At 65.1% G+C, this 16,104-nt stretch carries 15 protein-coding genes; 10 read left to right on the top strand and 5 right to left on the bottom strand.

Annotation, left to right across the window (positions count from 1 at the left end; all coding sequences use genetic code 11):
* The first annotated feature begins 216 nt into the window (after nt 1-216).
* From K2O51_RS11850 to K2O51_RS11835, 4 genes are read left to right on the top strand one after another with little or no spacing between them, the layout of a single operon-like run.
* Nucleotides 217-1,476, top strand: a complete 1,260-nt coding sequence (locus tag K2O51_RS11850) for a glycosyltransferase family 4 protein (protein WP_220630271.1) — start codon at nt 217-219, stop codon at nt 1,474-1,476.
* Between the two features lie 22 nt (nt 1,477-1,498).
* On the top strand, nt 1,499-2,551 hold the full coding sequence (locus K2O51_RS11845) for a UDP-glucuronic acid decarboxylase family protein (protein ID WP_220630270.1): 1,053 nt from the start codon (nt 1,499-1,501) through the stop codon (nt 2,549-2,551).
* 51 nt (nt 2,552-2,602) lie between these two features.
* Nucleotides 2,603-3,313: a PIG-L deacetylase family protein gene (locus K2O51_RS11840; RefSeq protein ID WP_235679798.1), complete on the top strand. Its 711-nt coding sequence runs from the start codon at nt 2,603-2,605 to the stop codon at nt 3,311-3,313.
* Entirely contained in the window at nt 3,310-4,185 is an 876-nt protein-coding gene (locus tag K2O51_RS11835) for a glycosyltransferase family 2 protein (RefSeq protein WP_011300511.1), read from the top strand. Before K2O51_RS11840 ends, K2O51_RS11835 begins: the two co-directional genes overlap by 4 nt.
* Here K2O51_RS11835 and K2O51_RS11830 read toward each other — a convergent pair.
* The 3 genes from K2O51_RS11830 to K2O51_RS11820 all read right to left on the bottom strand — a co-directional run bounded on the left by K2O51_RS11830 (nt 4,182) and on the right by K2O51_RS11820 (nt 8,250).
* Nucleotides 4,182-6,902 carry an ATP-binding cassette domain-containing protein gene (locus K2O51_RS11830; RefSeq protein WP_011300512.1) on the bottom strand — a complete coding sequence of 907 codons (2,721 nt, stop codon included), beginning with the start codon at nt 6,900-6,902 and terminating at the stop codon, nt 4,182-4,184. The genes K2O51_RS11835 and K2O51_RS11830 overlap by 4 nt on opposite strands.
* Nucleotides 6,903-6,937: 35 nt before the next feature.
* Nucleotides 6,938-7,432 carry a CBS domain-containing protein gene (locus K2O51_RS11825; protein ID WP_245001809.1) on the bottom strand — a complete coding sequence of 165 codons (495 nt, stop codon included), beginning with the start codon at nt 7,430-7,432 and terminating at the stop codon, nt 6,938-6,940.
* A gap of 194 nt (nt 7,433-7,626) precedes the next feature.
* Entirely contained in the window at nt 7,627-8,250 is a 624-nt protein-coding gene (locus K2O51_RS11820; RefSeq protein ID WP_011300514.1) for a UdgX family uracil-DNA binding protein, read from the bottom strand.
* 317 nt (nt 8,251-8,567) lie between these two features.
* Here K2O51_RS11820 and K2O51_RS11815 point away from each other — a divergent pair, with 317 nt between their 5' ends.
* From K2O51_RS11815 to K2O51_RS11805, 3 genes are all read left to right on the top strand, one after another.
* Nucleotides 8,568-8,948 (top strand): NUDIX domain-containing protein, encoded by a 381-nt coding sequence (locus tag K2O51_RS11815; protein WP_011300515.1) that lies wholly within the window; start codon nt 8,568-8,570, stop codon nt 8,946-8,948.
* A 458-nt stretch (nt 8,949-9,406) separates the two neighbouring features.
* Nucleotides 9,407-9,565, top strand: coding sequence for a hypothetical protein (locus tag K2O51_RS11810; RefSeq protein WP_166487083.1), 159 nt, complete (start codon nt 9,407-9,409; stop codon nt 9,563-9,565).
* 207 nt (nt 9,566-9,772) lie between these two features.
* Nucleotides 9,773-10,858 (top strand): calcium:cation antiporter, encoded by a 1,086-nt coding sequence (locus K2O51_RS11805; RefSeq protein ID WP_011300517.1) that lies wholly within the window; start codon nt 9,773-9,775, stop codon nt 10,856-10,858.
* A gap of 18 nt (nt 10,859-10,876) precedes the next feature.
* On the opposite strand, the gene K2O51_RS11800 is transcribed toward K2O51_RS11805, so the two are convergent.
* A complete protein-coding gene (locus tag K2O51_RS11800) occupies nt 10,877-11,995 on the bottom strand; it encodes a muconate/chloromuconate family cycloisomerase (protein ID WP_220630268.1) in 1,119 nt (372 codons plus the stop codon).
* 100 nt (nt 11,996-12,095) lie between these two features.
* Nucleotides 12,096-13,019: a LysR family transcriptional regulator gene (locus K2O51_RS11795; protein WP_041680497.1), complete on the bottom strand. Its 924-nt coding sequence runs from the start codon at nt 13,017-13,019 to the stop codon at nt 12,096-12,098.
* Between the two features lie 172 nt (nt 13,020-13,191).
* Between K2O51_RS11795 and catA the strand changes: the two genes are divergently transcribed.
* The 3 genes from catA (at nt 13,192) to benB (ending at nt 16,097) form a co-directional block, all read left to right on the top strand.
* On the top strand, nt 13,192-14,115 hold the full coding sequence (gene catA / locus K2O51_RS11790) for a catechol 1,2-dioxygenase (protein WP_011300520.1): 924 nt from the start codon (nt 13,192-13,194) through the stop codon (nt 14,113-14,115).
* 96 nt (nt 14,116-14,211) lie between these two features.
* Nucleotides 14,212-15,609 carry a benzoate 1,2-dioxygenase large subunit gene (gene benA, locus K2O51_RS11785; protein WP_220630267.1) on the top strand — a complete coding sequence of 466 codons (1,398 nt, stop codon included), beginning with the start codon at nt 14,212-14,214 and terminating at the stop codon, nt 15,607-15,609.
* The gene (gene benB / locus K2O51_RS11780; RefSeq protein ID WP_011300522.1) at nt 15,606-16,097 is read left to right on the top strand and encodes a benzoate 1,2-dioxygenase small subunit; all 492 of its coding nucleotides are present in this window, start codon (nt 15,606-15,608) and stop codon (nt 16,095-16,097) included. The genes benA and benB overlap by 4 nt, the downstream gene beginning before the upstream one ends.
* Nucleotides 16,098-16,104: the final 7 nt, after the last annotated feature.

The raw sequence follows: 16,104 nt of genomic DNA, 5'->3' as shown, positions 1-16,104 counted from the left end.
CTACAAGCCGGTGGTAGAAATCGCGGCCCCGAACTTCAACCGGGTGAAGGGGGCGCCCCTGCATGCCGACGGCAGGGCCGGGAACGCGAGAATCGCTATAACGCTTGTCCATCGGTTCCGTGGCGGCTGAAAAAAAACTCCGCTGCGACATGGCGCCACCTCTGGCATGCATGCTGCAGAAGCGGGCTACCGAGCCATACCCGACGGGAGCCCGCCATGCAGCGCATTGCCATGATCAGTGAACATGCCTCGCCACTGGCGAGCGTCGGAAGCGTCGACAGCGGTGGACAGAACGTCTACGTCGCGCACCTGGCGCGGCAACTCGGCAAGAGCGGCTATCTGGTGGACGTGTTCACGCGCCGTGATAAGGCCCTGCTGCCGGACGTTGTGGCGTTCGCGCCCAATGTGCGCGTCGTGCATGTGCCGGCCGGGCCTGCGGTATTCGTGCCGAAGGAGCAGTTGCTGCCCTTCATGCCGGCGTTCGGCGACTTCATGGTCGACTTCATGCGGCGCGACGCGATCGGGTATGACGTGCTGCACGCCAACTTCTTCATGTCGGGCGTGGCCGCCATGCGCGCGCGCGAGGTGCTCGATATCCCGCTGGTCATGACGTTCCATGCGCTCGGCAAGGTGCGCCGGCTGCATCAGGGCAGCGCCGACGGCTTTCCGGATAACCGCTTCGAGATCGAAGACGAACTCGTGCGCCATGCCGACCGCGTGGTGGCTGAGTGCCCGCAGGACCTGGACGACCTGGCCACGCTGTACGGTGGCGACCCGGAGCGTATCGACATCGTCCCGTGCGGGTTCGATGAAGAAGAATTCGCGCCGCTCGACCGCGCCGAGGCGCGTCGCGCGCTGGACTGGGATGCCGATGTCTTCACGGTGCTTCAGCTGGGCAGGCTGGTGCCGCGCAAGGGTATCGACAACGTCATCCGCGCGATCGGCCACCTGCGGCGCGACTTTCGTATCCCGGCCCGTTTGTATGTCGTCGGCGGCAATGCCGAACAGCCCAGCGTGGAAGCCACGCCCGAGATCGGGCGCCTGCAGGGCGTTGCCGACGAGGCCGGCGTGTCGGACTGCGTCACCTTCGTGGGCCGGCGCAGGCGCTCGCAGCTCTGCCACTTCTATAGCGCATCGGATGTCTTCGTTACCACGCCCTGGTACGAGCCGTTCGGGATCACGCCGGTCGAGGCAATGGCCTGCGGCGTGCCGGTCGTCGGCGCGGATGTAGGTGGCATCCGCTCCACCGTGGTGGATGGCGAAACCGGCTACCTGGTACCGCCGCACGCGCCCGAAGCCCTGGCGGACCGCCTTGCCCGGCTCGCCCGGGACAGGGCACTGGCCCGCCGCATGGGTGCGGCCGGCCTGCAGCGCGCGCATGCGAACTACACGTGGATGAGCGTCGCGCGAACCATGGAACAGGTCTACGCGCGCGTCATGCGTGCCGGGCGCCCGGCACGCCGGGTCGCGGCCTGAACGTAACAACAAGGAGCCAGCCATGCGGGAAGCCGATCGCAAGCGCGTCCTGGTAACCGGAGGTGCCGGGTTTCTGGGTTCGCACCTGTGCGAGCGCCTGGTCGAACTCGGCCACGATGTACTTTGTGTTGATAATTTCTACACGGGCTCGAAGGAGAACATTTCCCACCTGCTGCCTCTCTACAATTTCGAGCTGCTGCGCCACGACGTGACGTTCCCGCTGTATGTCGAGGTGGACCAGATCTACAACCTCGCGTGCCCGGCATCGCCCGTCCACTACCAGAGCGATCCGGTGCAGACCACCAAGACCAGCGTGCATGGCGCGATCAACATGCTCGGACTGGCCAAGCGGGTGAAAGCGCGCATCCTGCAGGCATCCACCAGCGAGGTCTACGGCGACCCGGACAACCATCCGCAGCGCGAAAGCTACTGGGGCCATGTCAACCCGGTCGGGCGGCGCGCCTGCTACGACGAGGGCAAGCGCTGCGCCGAAACGCTGTTCATGGATTACCACCGCCAGCACGGCGTCGATGTGCGTATTGCACGCATTTTCAACACCTACGGGCCGCGCATGCATCCGGCCGACGGACGCGTAGTGTCGAACTTCATTTCGCAGGCGCTGGACGGCGAGCCGCTGACGCTCTACGGTGACGGCTCGCAGACGCGTTCGTTCTGCTTTGTCGATGATCTCGTCGACGGACTGATGCGGTTGATGGAGTCCGACGCCGCGGCAACGCCCGTGAATCTCGGCAACCCGTGCGAATGCACGATGCATGCAATCGCGAACGAGATCCTGCAGGCGACCGGGTCGGCTTCGGCCATCGAGACGCGGCCGCTGCCGGAGGACGATCCGCGCCAGCGCTGCCCCGACATCACACTGGCACGCACGTTGCTGCAGTGGAACCCGGCGACAACCTTGTCGGAGGGCCTGCGGCTGACCGTGGCGTATTTCGTCTCGCGTCGGGCCGAACGCGCGCGGCGGCTGAAGGCCGCCAATCGCGCCGTGCCGCTCGCGAAGTCCGCCGAAGCATCGCGGCAAGCGCCACAGCCATCGCCCGCTTCCGACGTCTCCTGAAGTCTTCAAGCCTTCCAAGGAACGATGCCAAATTCCCATGCTCCGGAGCGGATGACGATCCTCTCCCCGCACCTCGACGACGCGGTCTTCAGCTGCGGGTGCCTGATCGCTGCCGTCAGGAACCCCAACGTGCTGACCGTCTTCGCGGGCCTTCCGTCGCCGGATATGGAGCCGCCGGAATGGGACCGCGCCGCCGGCTTCGGCAGTGCGCGCGAGGCCGTGCTGTCGCGCCGCCATGAAGACGCGCGCGCGCTCGGACAGCTCGGCGGCCACCCGCTGTGGCTGGACCTGCTGGACAGCCAGTACCGGCACCCCTACACGATCGAAGCGGTGGCCGAGCGTATTCGGGTCTGCCAGATCCTGCAGGAAAGCCGCACCGTGATCGCGCCAATGGGCCTGTTCCACAGCGACCACATCCTCACGCATGCGGCCAGTCTGTCGTTGTGCCGGCCCGCACTGGCCATGGCGGGCGACCACGACAGCGACGACACCGGTGCCGAGCCCCAGCAGTGGCTGTTCTATGAAGACGCGATCTATCGCCGATTACCCGGGCTCGTGCAGAGCCAGCTTGCAGCGTGGCGGCAGGAAGGCCTGATCGCAACGCCGGTCTACTTTGCCACCGCGCCATTTCTGCCGCGCAAGATGGAGGCGGTAAAGGCCTATGTGAGCCAGCTGCCGCTGTTCAGCGCCTCCCAGATTGCCGATATCGGCGCACCGGAGCGCTACTGGTCGCTGGCGTTTGCGGGACGGAGCCAGACGTGACCCATCCCGGCATCAGCGTGGTGGTCCTCACCCACAACCGGCGCGATACGCTCGCGCATACGCTCCACCAGCTCAGCGCGCTGCCGGAGCATCCGCGCGTCGCCGTGGTCGACAATGGCTCGACCGACGGCACGTGCGCCATGCTCGCGGAACAATTCCCCGAGGTGGCCTGCCTGCCCTGCCGCACCAATCTCGGCGCCGCGGGCCGCAACGTCGGTGCGGCGTGGGCGAGTACGCCATACGTGGCCTTTTGCGACGACGATTGCTGGTGGCAGGCCGGTGCGCTCACGCGCGCCTGCGCAATGTTCGACGCCAATCCCGAAATCGCCTCGCTGACGGCCCGTATCCTAGTCGGCCATTCGCAGCGCGAAGATCCGACCAGCACGGCGATGTCGCATAGCCCGCTGCCATCGGCCGGCTTGCCGGGACGAATGATCCTGGGGATCATGGCCGGCGCCACGGCGTTCCGTATCTCGGCCTATATGGAAGCGGGCGGCTACGATCCGCGCTTCTTCATCGGTGGCGAAGAAACGCTGCTGTCATTGCGGCTCGCCGCGCGCGGGTGGTCGCTCGTCTACGCGCCGGATCTGATCGTGCATCACTATCCGAGCGCGGCGCGCGATGCGCAGCAGCGCCGGGCCATGCTCGCGCGCAACGCGGTATGGTCGGCATGGCTGTGCCTGCCGGCAACCATGGCCATGACAGAAACGCTCGCCGCACTGCCGGCGCTGGCCAAGGAGCTGGAGCGCGACGACTGGATGGATCTGCTGCGCGGCATGCGCTGGGTGCTGCAGGAACGTCAGGTAGTGCCGCGCCATGTCGTGTCGGCGCTGCGGCTGGTGCGCAGCGCGCGCCATCATCACGAACGTTAGCGCTCTGGCACCTCCGACCGTTGCGCGGTGTGCGCCTGGATCGCCGCGATCAGCTCAGCCATGCGGACCGGCTTCGGCAGGTGAACCTGGAAGCCGGCCATCATCGCGCGGATGCGATCCTGCGGCTGCGCATGTCCCGACAGCGCGATGGCGGTGAGCCGCCGCAGCAACGGCACCTGGCGCTCGCTTTCCAGCCGCCGCACCTCGCGCAGCACCGTGTAGCCGTCTTCCTCGTCGAGCGCGATATCGCACAGCAGCACATTGGGCCAATTTGCGTGCGACGTACGTGACAACTCGTGCAACAGGTCCTTGCCGTAGCCGAACGCGAAGGCGCGGGCGCCGAGATCCTCCAGGGCTTCGACGAGGACTTCGCGCGTCGAGCCATCATCATCCAGCACCAGCACACACAAGTCGCGCAGGGCCTGTGGTCCCGGCTCCGGGTAATCCGCGGGCGATGGCAACGGCGGCGCGACAGCTTCGCGGACCGGCCGCATCGGCATGCGGAAGCTCCAGGCCTGGCGGCCGGCGTCGCCGGTCAGCGTCACGCCCGCCTCGGCCAGCCGACCCTGGAGCTGCTGGATATCCGCAGGTGGTACGCGACGCCCTTCGGCCGGCTGCGTCGCCGTCAATGTCAGCGCCGCATCGCCATTGAGGCGATCGAGCCGCAACTCGATCCGCCCGCCTTCGTCCATGCTGTCGATCACGCTCTCGCACAGTTGCCAGATGCCCTGCTGCAGCACACCGGGATCGCCGGTGACACGAAGCTCCGTCTCGCCGATGATCGTGAACAGATGGACATTGCGCTCGGCGATGATGTCGCGCAGCCCATCGACCACGCCCGCCACCAGCGTCTCGAGCCGGATCGGCTGCATGGCCAGGCGTTCTTCCGTGCGTTCGAGTTCGCGCTGCTGCTGCTGCAGCCGCCACATTTGCGCATACACGCCGCCGCGTGCGAGCAGGCCCTGGTGCGTGCCGGCTTCCACGACACGGCCGTGTTCCATGACGAGGATGTGGTCGGCCTCGGCAATCGTCGACAAACGGTGGGCGATGATGAACGCAGTACGGCCCTTCGACACTTCCGCAAGCTCCTGCTGGATCGCGCGTTCCGTGCGCGTGTCGAGCGCCGAAGTCGCTTCATCGAACACGATGATCGGCGGCTTCTTCAGCATGGCGCGGGCAATGGCCACGCGCTGCCGCTCGCCGCCGGAAAGCCTCACGCCCCGCTCGCCAACCATGGTGTCGTAGCCGTCGGGCAAGCGGTCGACGAGGGTATCGAGCTGCGCGGCACGCGCGGCGTCCACCACGTCGGCACGCGTCGCGCCTTCGCGCCCGTAGGCGATGTTGTAGGCGATCGTGTCGTTGAACAGGATGGTGTCCTGCGGCACGATGCCGACCCGTTCGCGCAGGCTGCGCTGCGTGACGAGCCGCAGGTCCTGCCCGTCGATGAGGATTCGGCCGGAATCCGGCTGGTAGAGCCGGAACAGCAGCCGCGCCAGCGTCGATTTTCCCGACCCGCTGCCGCCGACCACAGCCACGGTCTGTCCGGCCCCGACCTGGAAGCTCACATCCCATAACGTCTGGCGGCTTGGGTCATAGCTGAAGTTGACGTGCTCGAACGCAATGGTGCCGGTATTGACCCGCAATGGCGACGCGCCTGGGGCATCGTCGTCCTCGCCGGCGCGACCTTTCGCGTCAAGCAGCGCAAACAGCCGTTCGACATTGGTCATGGCGTCGTTCGATTCGCGGAAGATGAAGCCCAGCGTATTGAGCGGCAGCACGACCTGGATGATGTACGCGTTGATCAGGACCAGGTCGCCGACCGTCAGCGTCCCATGCAGGACCTTGTCCACGCCAAGGAGCATGACGCCGGCCACGCCGACGGCAATGCAGGCACTCTGCGCGATATGCAGCGTGGACAACGCATACTGGTTTTCCACGCTGATGTCGGTCCAGCGGCCGAGCAGGCCGCCGAGCCGCTCCGACTCGAACGACTCGCGCGCGAAGTACTTGACGGTGTCGTAATTCAGCAGGCTGTCAACCACCTTGCTGTTGGTCTTCGCCTCCACGCGGTTGACTTCGCGCTGCACGCGCATGCGCCGCCGCGCGAGCAGCACCGTGCAGATCGTGTAGAGCGCGAACACCATGACGATGATCAGTGCGAAGCCCGCGCCATAGCCTGCGACCATGATGATGAGCACCGAGCCTATCTCCAGCAACGTCGGCACGATGGTAAAGACCGACACCCCCAGCAGGAAGCCGATTGCGGCGGTGCCTTTCTCCAGGTCGCGGATCACGCCGCCGGTTTCGCGCCGCGCATGGAACCTTGCGCCGAGCTTGTGCAGATGCGCGAAAGTGCGGGCCATGAAGCTGGCGACGGTATTCTGTGCGACGCTGGCGAAGACCACGTCGCGCAGTTCGTTGAACGCGTTGCCAAGCAGGCGCAATACGGCGTAGGCGAGCACCAGGTACGCTGGCATCGTCACGACGAGGCGCGTGACCGAGCCGGCATGCCCGACCGGCGCCGCGCCGACCAGCGACTGGATCGGCGTGAGTTCGTCGACGATCAGCTTGAGGACGAGCGGCACCGCCACCACCGCCGCCTTCGCCAGCAGCAGCAGCGCCACGGCAACGAGCACGCGTGTGCGAAACCGCCAGATCGCGCGCCACAGCTCGCCTGCGATCCTCCGGCGCGAGACGCGAGGCGTTATTCCCGGCATTCCCGCTTTCAGGGATTCGATTAGCCCGGGCGCTATCAGCGGTCCGGCTCGGACGGGTTCGAGACCTCGGTTAGCGTATCGCCGGCCTTGGCGATGTCGCCAGACTTGGTCGCGATATCGCCGAGCGACACAATGCCGACCAGCCTGTCGTCCTTGTCGATCACGGGCACACGGCGAATCTGCCGTTCGGCCATCTTTGCGAGCGCATCGTCGATGGTGTCGTCATCGCGGCACCACAGCGGCCGCTCGGACATTGCGTCGACGATCCGGGTCTGCGGGTCCTTGCCCACGGCGATGCACCGGCACGTGATGTCGCGGTCCGTCACCATCCCGCGCAACTGTCCGTCGACGCACACGGGTAGCGTGCCGACATTGAGGTCGTCCATGAGTTTTGCGGCTTCCTGCAGTGTGCAGTCAGGCGTGATGTACTGGGGATTGGCGGTCATCACGTCGCGCAGCCGCAGCGACGAGGTGGGCGTGGCAGCTTGCCGCCTATGCTGCGTACGCTGCGTTTGCATCTGGGTGGCCATCTGGTTCTCCATGTCTGCGCTTTGCCTGCGCTTTGTCTGGTCGTCGGATCGCCGTCACCGTCACTTGGGGCGGCTCGAGGCACGGATGTGCATTGCAACGACCATGCCCGTCCGCAGCGATCTCGACAGCGGCACGCAATCAGGGCGACGGGTTCGTAAGGCCGAAGGGCAATTGCAGTCCGCCATGGAAAGAATTACCGCCTGCGCCCGGCACCCGCGAGGCGCACGGCCTGCCGCAGGCTGGCCACGATGCGTTCGAATGCGGCATGGCGGCCTTCTTCGCTACGCTGCCGCAGCACGAACGACGGATGGTAGGTCGCCACGACGATCCGCCCTTCCCGTTCGACCGGCGCGTCCATCAGCGTCGACAGCGCCACGCGCTTCTTGCCGAGCACCGCGCCGGTGGCCGTCGCGCCGAGCGCAACGATCACGGTGGGCTCGACGGCCCTGATCTCCTGTTCGAGCCAGATACCGCACGCTTCGACCTCGAGCTGGCCCGGCGTCTTGTGCAGGCGCCGCTTGCCGCGCAACTGGAACTTGAAATGCTTGACGGCATTGGTCAGATAGACGTCATGGCGCTCCAGTCCCGCGCGCTCCAGCGCCTCGCTCAGCAGGCGGCCGGCAGGCCCGACGAAGGGTTCGCCCTGCAGATCCTCCTCATTGCCCGGCTGCTCGCCGACGAGCATCAGCTTCGCGCTGGTGGGGCCGGCTCCCGGCACGCCTTGCGTAGCGTCGTGCCACAACGGGCAACGCCGGCATGCGTTGACTTCCTCGCGTGCCGGTACGGCCTCGCTATGCGTCTCAGCGCGTTTGGGCATGAGTGGATATCCTTGGCAAAGATGCGCAGTGTCCAATCAAGATGCATGCCGGACGCGAGCCGCGCATGTCGGCAACCGACAGCCGGAGCCTGGCACGCCAGATGCTGGGTGCGGATGCCGATTGACAGGTAGTGGTCATACGCGGGTACCATCGTGCTCCGCCACTTACGAGCTTGATCAGAACGAAAAGCGTGCGGCCTGGATGGCGTTCGCCTGTCCCGGCAGGCAGCGCCAAGCCAGCAATAAGAAGACGGAGCGCGCTTCCATCGGCGCACCACGCGGCAGGCGATACCGCCGCGCTATTGCAGGGAGCTGACATGCAACCGCTGAAACCCAAGGTCCGGTCCACGATCGTGTGCATCCGGCACGGTCACGTGCTGCTCGTTTCCAAGGATGGGGTGCGATGGGCATTGCCCGGCGGCCGTCCGGGCAAGCAGGAATCCCCAGAGCAAACCGCGCGGCGCGAACTGCAGCAGGAAACAGCGCTTGACGCCAAGCTGGTCGGCGCGTTCCAGTTCATCGGTGCAACCACGGTGCATCACGTCTTCACTGCTGCCATCGGTAGCTCCGCACGGCCCAAGCCAGGGCAAGAGATCAAGTGCCTGCAGTGGCTCCCTCACGACAAACTCGGCGACATCGAGACGAGCCCGACGACGCGGCAGATTGTGTCGCAGTTTTTTCAAGAGGAAATGCGGTAGGAGCGTGTCGCGCAAGCAACGGGTCTATGGGCGCGCGCGCGCATATCGCATGCGACACGTTTACGGCGTCAAGTGGCGTGTGGGGAATGCGAAATGTGATCGGTTGGATTAACCGTCGTTGTAGCGCGACAGTCGGTGGGAATGGCTCATTTTGAGCATGGCTTCGGGAGGTACACTCGGAAGCGGGGCGGTTAACGGGTACGCCTCCACCACCTAAAGCCCTCGACCACCCCGGCCGAGGGCTTTTTTATTCTTGGTGCAGTTGGAAAGCGGGCGAGATCGGGCTATCGCTCTTGGCGGCAACAGCCACGCATGCCAGGCCATGCGGCCCAGCGGCGTAACCTCTCCATCCGTCCCCCACCTAAAGAGGGATGTCCGACGTAACGAATGCTGCCCATACTCCGCCCTTACCGGCCCCAAGAGCCGTTCAAAAAAATCAAAAAGAACAGGGTCAGGAAATGCAGCACGTCGTCGCTTACGGCGCCTATTTCGTCGCCTGCCTCATCGCATTGCTCGCAGCCGCCCGCTGGATTGCGCGCAACCACCCCGCATTGCGGGATGCAGCACCTCCTCGCGCCGCCGAAAAAGACGATTCCTCCACGCCTGCAGGCACCTAGCCCCGGAAATCAGACCCGAACCACGGCGAATTCCATTCAAGTTCGCACAATCTCGGGGAACTGAATGTCCTTTGGCTTGCCATACCAGTGCTGTCGTCGTTATATGCGGCGCCAGCCACCCTTCTGCTTCGTGCCGGGCATCAATCACCCGCACGTCTCGATGCCGCCGCCCGGCGGCCACATAAAACTAGAAAGGAAAAAACAGGGATGGCACTGACTTCCAACAAGCTGCCGGCGTGGACCGTGTGGGCCCCGCTTGCCGCGGCGGCGATTCTCGCCGCCGGACTTGGCTTGCCCACCCAGGGCTGGCTGATCATGCTGATGGCGCCCGCGCTGGCCGGCGCGGTGTTCGCCGCCGTACATCATGCGGAAGTGGTCGCCCATAAGGTCGGAGAACCGTTCGGCACGCTGGTGCTCGCCATTGCGGTGACCGTGATCGAGGTTGCGTTGATCGTCTCCGTAATGCTGTCATCCGGGCCTGAGAAAGCCGGCCTTGCGCGTGACACGGTGTTCGCCGCGGTCATGCTGATCTGCAATGGCATCGTCGGTCTATGCCTGTTCGTCGGCGGGCTGCACCATCGCGAGCAGGTGTTCCAGGCACCGGGCGCAAATGCCGCCATGGCCGTGCTGGCTGCGCTGCTGGTGCTGACCATGGTGCTGCCCAACTACACCAGCAGTTCGCCGGGCCCGGTGCTCACGCCCGCGCAACTTGGCTTTGCCGGCGTGATGTCGCTCGTGCTGTATGGCTCGTTCGTGTTCGTGCAGACCGTGCGCCACCGCGACTATTTCCTTGCGGAAGGCAGCTCGGACGAGAACGTCCACGCCCCGCCCCCGCCAGGCCGTGTGGCTGCGATCAGCGGTTTGCTGCTGGTGGTCTGCCTGGTGCTCGTCGTCGGTCTGGCCAAGCTGCTGTCGCCGTCGGTGGAGGCCGCCGTGTTGCGTGCCGGCGCGCCCGCCGCGGTGGTCGGAATCATCATCGCGGCCATGGTGCTGCTGCCCGAAGGCCTGGCCGCGTTGCGCGCGGCGCGAGCGGACCGGCTCCAGACGAGCCTGAACCTCGCGCTCGGCTCCGCACTGGCCAGCATCGGCCTGACCATTCCGGCCGTGGCGGCAGTCTTCATCTGGATCGGGCAACCGCTCGAACTCGGACTCGGCGCCAAGGAAACGGTGCTGCTGATGCTGACGCTGGTGGTGTCGTCGCTCACGCTGGGCAGGGGCCGAACCACGATCCTGCAAGGTGTCGTGCACCTTGTGATCCTGGCCGCCTACCTGTTCCTGTCGGTAGTGCCCTGAACGGACACTACCGCTGGCTCACGCGCGACGGTAGTGCGCGAGCTTGTCTTCATCGAGCGCGAGGCCCAGTCCCGGGCCTGCGGGCAGGTGCAGGCTGAAATCGCGATATTCGGGCCGCTGCACGACTACATCGTCCTTGAGCAGCAGCGGGCCGAACAACTCTGTGCCCCACGCAAGTTGCGGCAGCGTGCAGAAGCCGTGCGCGGCAGCGATGGTGCCCACGCTGCCTTCCAGCATCGTACCGCCGTATAGCGCGATACCCGCGGCATCGCCAACCGCTGCCGTGCGCAGCATGCCGAAGATGCCGCCCGATTTCGCGATCTTCAGCGCGAACACATCGGCACCGCCGATGCGCGCGAGTTCCATGGCATCTTCTGGGCCACATACCGCTTCATCCGCCATGATCGGCACGACGAAGCGCGCCGCCAGACGGGCCAGCGCCGTACGTTGCTCACGCGGCGTGGGTTGCTCGATCAGGTCGATGCCAGCGGCTTCGAGCATGGCAATACCACCCGCGGCATCGGCCTCGTTCCACGCCTGGTTGACATCCACCGTCACGCGTGCACGGTCACCCAGCGCGCGCTTGATGGCGGACACATGCGCCACGTCATCACGCACGCTGCGCCGGCCGATCTTGAGCTTGAACGTGTTGTGACGACGTTCGGCCAGCAGCCGCTCGGCTTCGTCGATATCGCGTGCCGTATCACCGCTGGCCAGCGTCCACAGGACAGGGAGCGTGGCGCGCACGGCGCCGCCGAGCAGCGTGGCGAGCGGCACACCGAGGCGCTTGCCCTGCGCATCAAGCAGCGCTGTCTCCAGCGCCGACTTGGCAAAGCGATTGCCGCGCGCGATCGTGTTCAGGCGTGCCATGGCGGCATGGACATTGGTCGCATCTTCGCCGGCCAGCGCAGGCGCCAGGTAAGTGTCGATCGCCAGCTTGATGCCTTCGGGGCTTTCATCGCCATAGGAAAGGCCGCCGATGGTGGTGGCCTCGCCGATGCCTTCGATGCCGTCGCTGCAGCGCAGCCGCACGATCACCAGCGTCTGCTGCTGCATGGTGGCCATGGCCAGTTGATGGGCCCGGATGGTGGGCAGGTCGACCAGGATGGCCTCAATGGAAGAAATCGTCGCTTTCATACCTTCTCGATACAGTGGATGTCGTATGCGAAAGTATGGGAGCCTGATTTCCGGCTGTCCAAGACCGATGATGTCTCGTCGCATACCCGTTAGGTATGGCTTAAGCGCTCTCGTGGCCCGGCGGGTTGTACGGAATGCCCAGTTCTTCGTAGAGCTGGTAGATCATCGCCTGCATCTCACGCAGGTCCTGCGATTCATCGAGCATGCGCATGCTCATGATGATCGGCGACACCAGGCTCGGGTCGTCGAGTTCGACATAGCTCACATCGTCGCGCTTGAGGCCGTACACACTGCTCGGCACCACCGAAATCCCCTCGCCCATCGCGACCAGCCCCAGCGCGATCTGCAGTTCGCGCACCTCATGCAGCCGGCGCGGCTTCAAGGCGCGATCATGGAACGCCGCAAGCACCTGGTCGGCGAAACTGGGCCGCGGCGCCTTGGGGAAGATGATCAGCGACTCCTCCACCAGGTCATGCAGCGACAGCGTCTTTCGCCCCGCAGCCAGCGGGTGCCCGAGCGGCAACGCCACGATCATGCGCTCCTCGCGCAGCACCACGCGCCGCACGGCCGGGTCGTCGTGCCGGATGCGGCCGAAGCCCACATCGATGCGCCCGTCCTTGAGCGCCTTGATCTGGTCCATGGTCGACATCTCGTGCAGGCTCATCTCGATATCGGGATGCTCGGTGCGAAAGCGCCGGATGATCCGCGGCAGCATGCCGTACAGCGTGGAGCCGACAAAGCCGACCGACATCTTGCGCTCTATCTTGGCCACGCGCCGCGTCATGGCCTCCAGCTCCGACGTCTGCGCTAGCAGCTGCAGCGCGTGCGTGTAAAAGAAGCGCCCGGTGTCGGTCAGCCGCAGCGGCCGCGTATTGCGCTCGAACAACTGGACACCGAGCACCTCCTCTAATTGCTGGATCTGGCGGCTCAGCGGAGGTTGCGCAATATGCAGGCGCTCGGCCGCGCGGGTGAAGTTGCGTTCCTCCGCGACGGCGACGAAGTAGCGCAGGTGTCTCAATTCTATGGTCATACCCAGCAGGTATAAAGAAGATACTAAATCAGTGTTGGACGCCTCAAATACCCGTCAACTATGCTCCGTACCAAGTCGAACGGCAAGTCTTGATACCCCAAACGCATTATCTGACTGACCGTTCGACCCCGACACTACCAGACAATCACATCCCCGGAGCAGACAAATGACGCATGCAGAGATCGAGGCACTGGCCAAGCAATTCATCGTCGATACCGCCACGCAGGGCACCGCGAACGCACGTGTGCAGCAGGTCGTGCTGCGCCTGACCACCGACCTGTTCAAGGCCATCGAAGACCTCGACCTGAGCCAGAGCGAAGTGTGGAAGGGTATCGAGTACATGGCCGAGGCCGGCGCCACGCAGGAACTGGGTCTGCTTGCGGCAGGATTGGGTCTGGAACGCTTCCTGGACGTCCGTGCAGACGAGGCCGACGCCAAGGCCGGTATCTCCGGCGGCACCCCGCGCACCATCGAAGGCCCGCTGTACGTGGCCGGCGCACCGGAAAGCAAGGGCTTCGCCCGCCTGGACGACGGCAGCGAAGCCGACAAGGGTGAAGTGCTGTTCATGCAGGGCACCGTCTATGACGGCGAAGGCAAGCCGCTGCCGGGCGCCAAGGTCGAGGTGTGGCACGCCAACCTGATGGGCAACTACTCGTTCTTCGACAAGACGCAGTCGCACTTCAACCTGCGCCGGACCATCGTCACCGACGACAAGGGCCGCTACCAGTTCCGCAGCAATGTGCCGATGGGCTATGGCTGCCCGCCGCAAGGCACCACGCAGCGCCTGCTGGACCAACTGGCGCGCCACGGCCGCCGTCCCGCGCACATCCACTTCTTCGTGTCCGCGCCGGGCCACCGCAAGCTGACCACGCAAATCAACATCGACGGCGACGAGTACCTGTGGGACGACTTCGCGTTCGCCAGCCGTGAAGGCCTGGTGCCGGCCGTGACCCGCGTGAGCGACCCGGCAGCACTGGACAAGCATGGCGTGGACAAGCCGTTCGCCTCGATCGACTTCGACTTCCGCCTGAACAACGAGCGCGACAACGCGCCTTCGGCCGAAGTCGAGCGCACCCGCGCTGCCGCCTGAGGCTTCCAGATGACGCTGCCGGCAGGCAGCACCCACCGGGGACGGCCGCCCGGTTCCACCAACGGGCCGAAAGACACCGAATCAGGAGACGATTCCATGATCCCCATCCACGTGGACCGGGGCACGGCCCCCGCTCGCCCGCGCCTCTCGCTCGACCAGTTCCTCGTCGAAAACCATGAGACCGGCGACTACCGCCTGCATCGCAGCGCGTTCACCGACGAAGCACTGTTCGAACTCGAGATGAAGCACATCTTCGAGGGCAACTGGATCTACCTGGCCCACGAAAGCCAAATCCCGAACAACAACGACTACTACACCACGCACATGGGCCGCCAGCCCGTGTTCATCGCCCGCAACCGCCAGGGCGAACTGAATGCCTTCATCAACGCATGCACCCACCGCGGCGCCATGCTGTGCCGGCACAAGCGCGGCAACAAGGCCACCTACACCTGCCCGTTCCACGGCTGGACCTTCAACAACAGCGGCAAGCTGCTCAAGGTGAAGGACCCCGAAGGCGCCGGCTACCCCGAGTGCTTCAACAAGGAAGGCTCGCACGACCTGAAGAAGGTGGCGCGCTTCGAGAACTACCGCGGCTTCCTGTTCGGCAGCCTCAATGACGAAGTGCTGCCGCTCAAGGATTTCCTCGGCGATGCGGCACGCATCATCGACATGATTGCCGACCAGTCGCCCGATGGCCTGGAAGTGCTGCGCGGCTCGTCCACCTACACCTACGAAGGCAACTGGAAGCTGCAGGCCGAAAACGGCGCCGACGGCTACCACGTATCCGCCGTGCACTGGAACTACGCGGCCACCACCAACCACCGCAAGCAGCAGAACGAGCGCGAAGACAAGATCCGCGCGATGGATGCCGGCAAGTGGGGCCAGCAAGGCGGCGGCTTCTACGCGTTCGATCATGGCCATATGCTGCTGTGGACGCGCTGGGCCAACCCGGAAGACCGGCCCAACTTCGCGCGCCGCGCTGAATTCGCCGAGCGCTGCGGAGAGGAAACCGCGGACTGGATGATCCAGAACTCGCGCAACCTGTGCCTGTACCCGAACGTGTACCTGATGGACCAGTTCGGCTCGCAGATCCGCCTGCTGCGCCCGCTGTCGGTCGACAAGACCGAAGTCACGATCTACTGCATCGCGCCGAAGGGAGAACCCGACGACGCCCGTGCGCGCCGCATCCGCCAGTACGAAGATTTCTTCAACGTGAGCGGCATGGCCACGCCGGACGATCTCGAGGAATTCCGCGCCTGTCAGCAGGGCTACAACGGCAGCGCGCTGGCCTGGAACGACATGTGCCGCGGCTCCAAGCACTGGATCGAAGGCCCCGATGAAGCGGCGCAACGCATCGGCCTGAACCCCGTCATGAGCGGCGTGCGGACCGAGGATGAAGGGCTCTACACCGTGCAACACCGCTACTGGCTCGACGTCATGAAGAAGGCCATGGCCGAACAAGACACGGAAGACTGCAACGGGAGCGCCGCATGAGCACCGTCGACATCGCCGCCGTCCAGGCGTTCCTGTACCGCGAAGCCCGCCTGCTTGACGACGAGCAGTGGGACGAGTGGCTGACCTGCTACCACGCCGAGGCGCGCTTCTGGATGCCGTGCTGGGACGACGACGGCCAGCTCATCACCGATCCGGAGCGCGAGATCTCGCTGATCTTCTACCCGAGCCGCCAGGGCCTGGAAGACCGCATCTTTCGCATCAAGACCGAGCGTTCGAGCGCGACGATTCCGGACACGCGCACGTGCCACAACCTCAGCAACGTGGAGATCGTGGAACGCGACGGCGACAAGCTGACCGTACGCTTCAACTGGCACACGCTCGCGCACCGGTACCAGACCAACTACAGCTACTTCGGCATGTCGCGCTACGTGATCGACTTTGCCGGCGCGCACCCGCAGATCCTGGACAAGTATGTCGTGCTCAAGAACGACTACATCAACCAGGTTATCGACATCTATCACATCTGAGTAGGGT

This window comes from Cupriavidus pinatubonensis, assembly GCF_019602855.1.
GTDB classification, from domain to species: Bacteria; Pseudomonadota; Gammaproteobacteria; order Burkholderiales; family Burkholderiaceae; genus Cupriavidus; species Cupriavidus pinatubonensis.
Note: the sequence above shows the minus strand (reverse complement) of the source record. Positions and strands in the feature narration are given on the sequence as shown.

Coding starts and splice junctions, on each gene's coding strand:
- K2O51_RS11825 (WP_245001809.1), bottom strand. CDS start 7,432: ATGGCCACCCAGATGCAAACGCAGCGTACGCAGCATAGGCGGCAAGCT.
- K2O51_RS11815 (WP_011300515.1), top strand. CDS start 8,568: ATGCAACCGCTGAAACCCAAGGTCCGGTCCACGATCGTGTGCATCCGG.
- K2O51_RS11805 (WP_011300517.1), top strand. CDS start 9,773: ATGGCACTGACTTCCAACAAGCTGCCGGCGTGGACCGTGTGGGCCCCG.
- K2O51_RS11845 (WP_220630270.1), top strand. CDS start 1,499: ATGCGGGAAGCCGATCGCAAGCGCGTCCTGGTAACCGGAGGTGCCGGG.
- benA (WP_220630267.1), top strand. CDS start 14,212: ATGATCCCCATCCACGTGGACCGGGGCACGGCCCCCGCTCGCCCGCGC.
- K2O51_RS11800 (WP_220630268.1), bottom strand. CDS start 11,995: ATGAAAGCGACGATTTCTTCCATTGAGGCCATCCTGGTCGACCTGCCC.
- K2O51_RS11850 (WP_220630271.1), top strand. CDS start 217: ATGCAGCGCATTGCCATGATCAGTGAACATGCCTCGCCACTGGCGAGC.
- benB (WP_011300522.1), top strand. CDS start 15,606: ATGAGCACCGTCGACATCGCCGCCGTCCAGGCGTTCCTGTACCGCGAA.
- K2O51_RS11810 (WP_166487083.1), top strand. CDS start 9,407: ATGCAGCACGTCGTCGCTTACGGCGCCTATTTCGTCGCCTGCCTCATC.
- K2O51_RS11840 (WP_235679798.1), top strand. CDS start 2,603: ATGACGATCCTCTCCCCGCACCTCGACGACGCGGTCTTCAGCTGCGGG.
- K2O51_RS11830 (WP_011300512.1), bottom strand. CDS start 6,902: ATGCCGGGAATAACGCCTCGCGTCTCGCGCCGGAGGATCGCAGGCGAG.
- catA (WP_011300520.1), top strand. CDS start 13,192: ATGACGCATGCAGAGATCGAGGCACTGGCCAAGCAATTCATCGTCGAT.
- K2O51_RS11820 (WP_011300514.1), bottom strand. CDS start 8,250: ATGCCCAAACGCGCTGAGACGCATAGCGAGGCCGTACCGGCACGCGAG.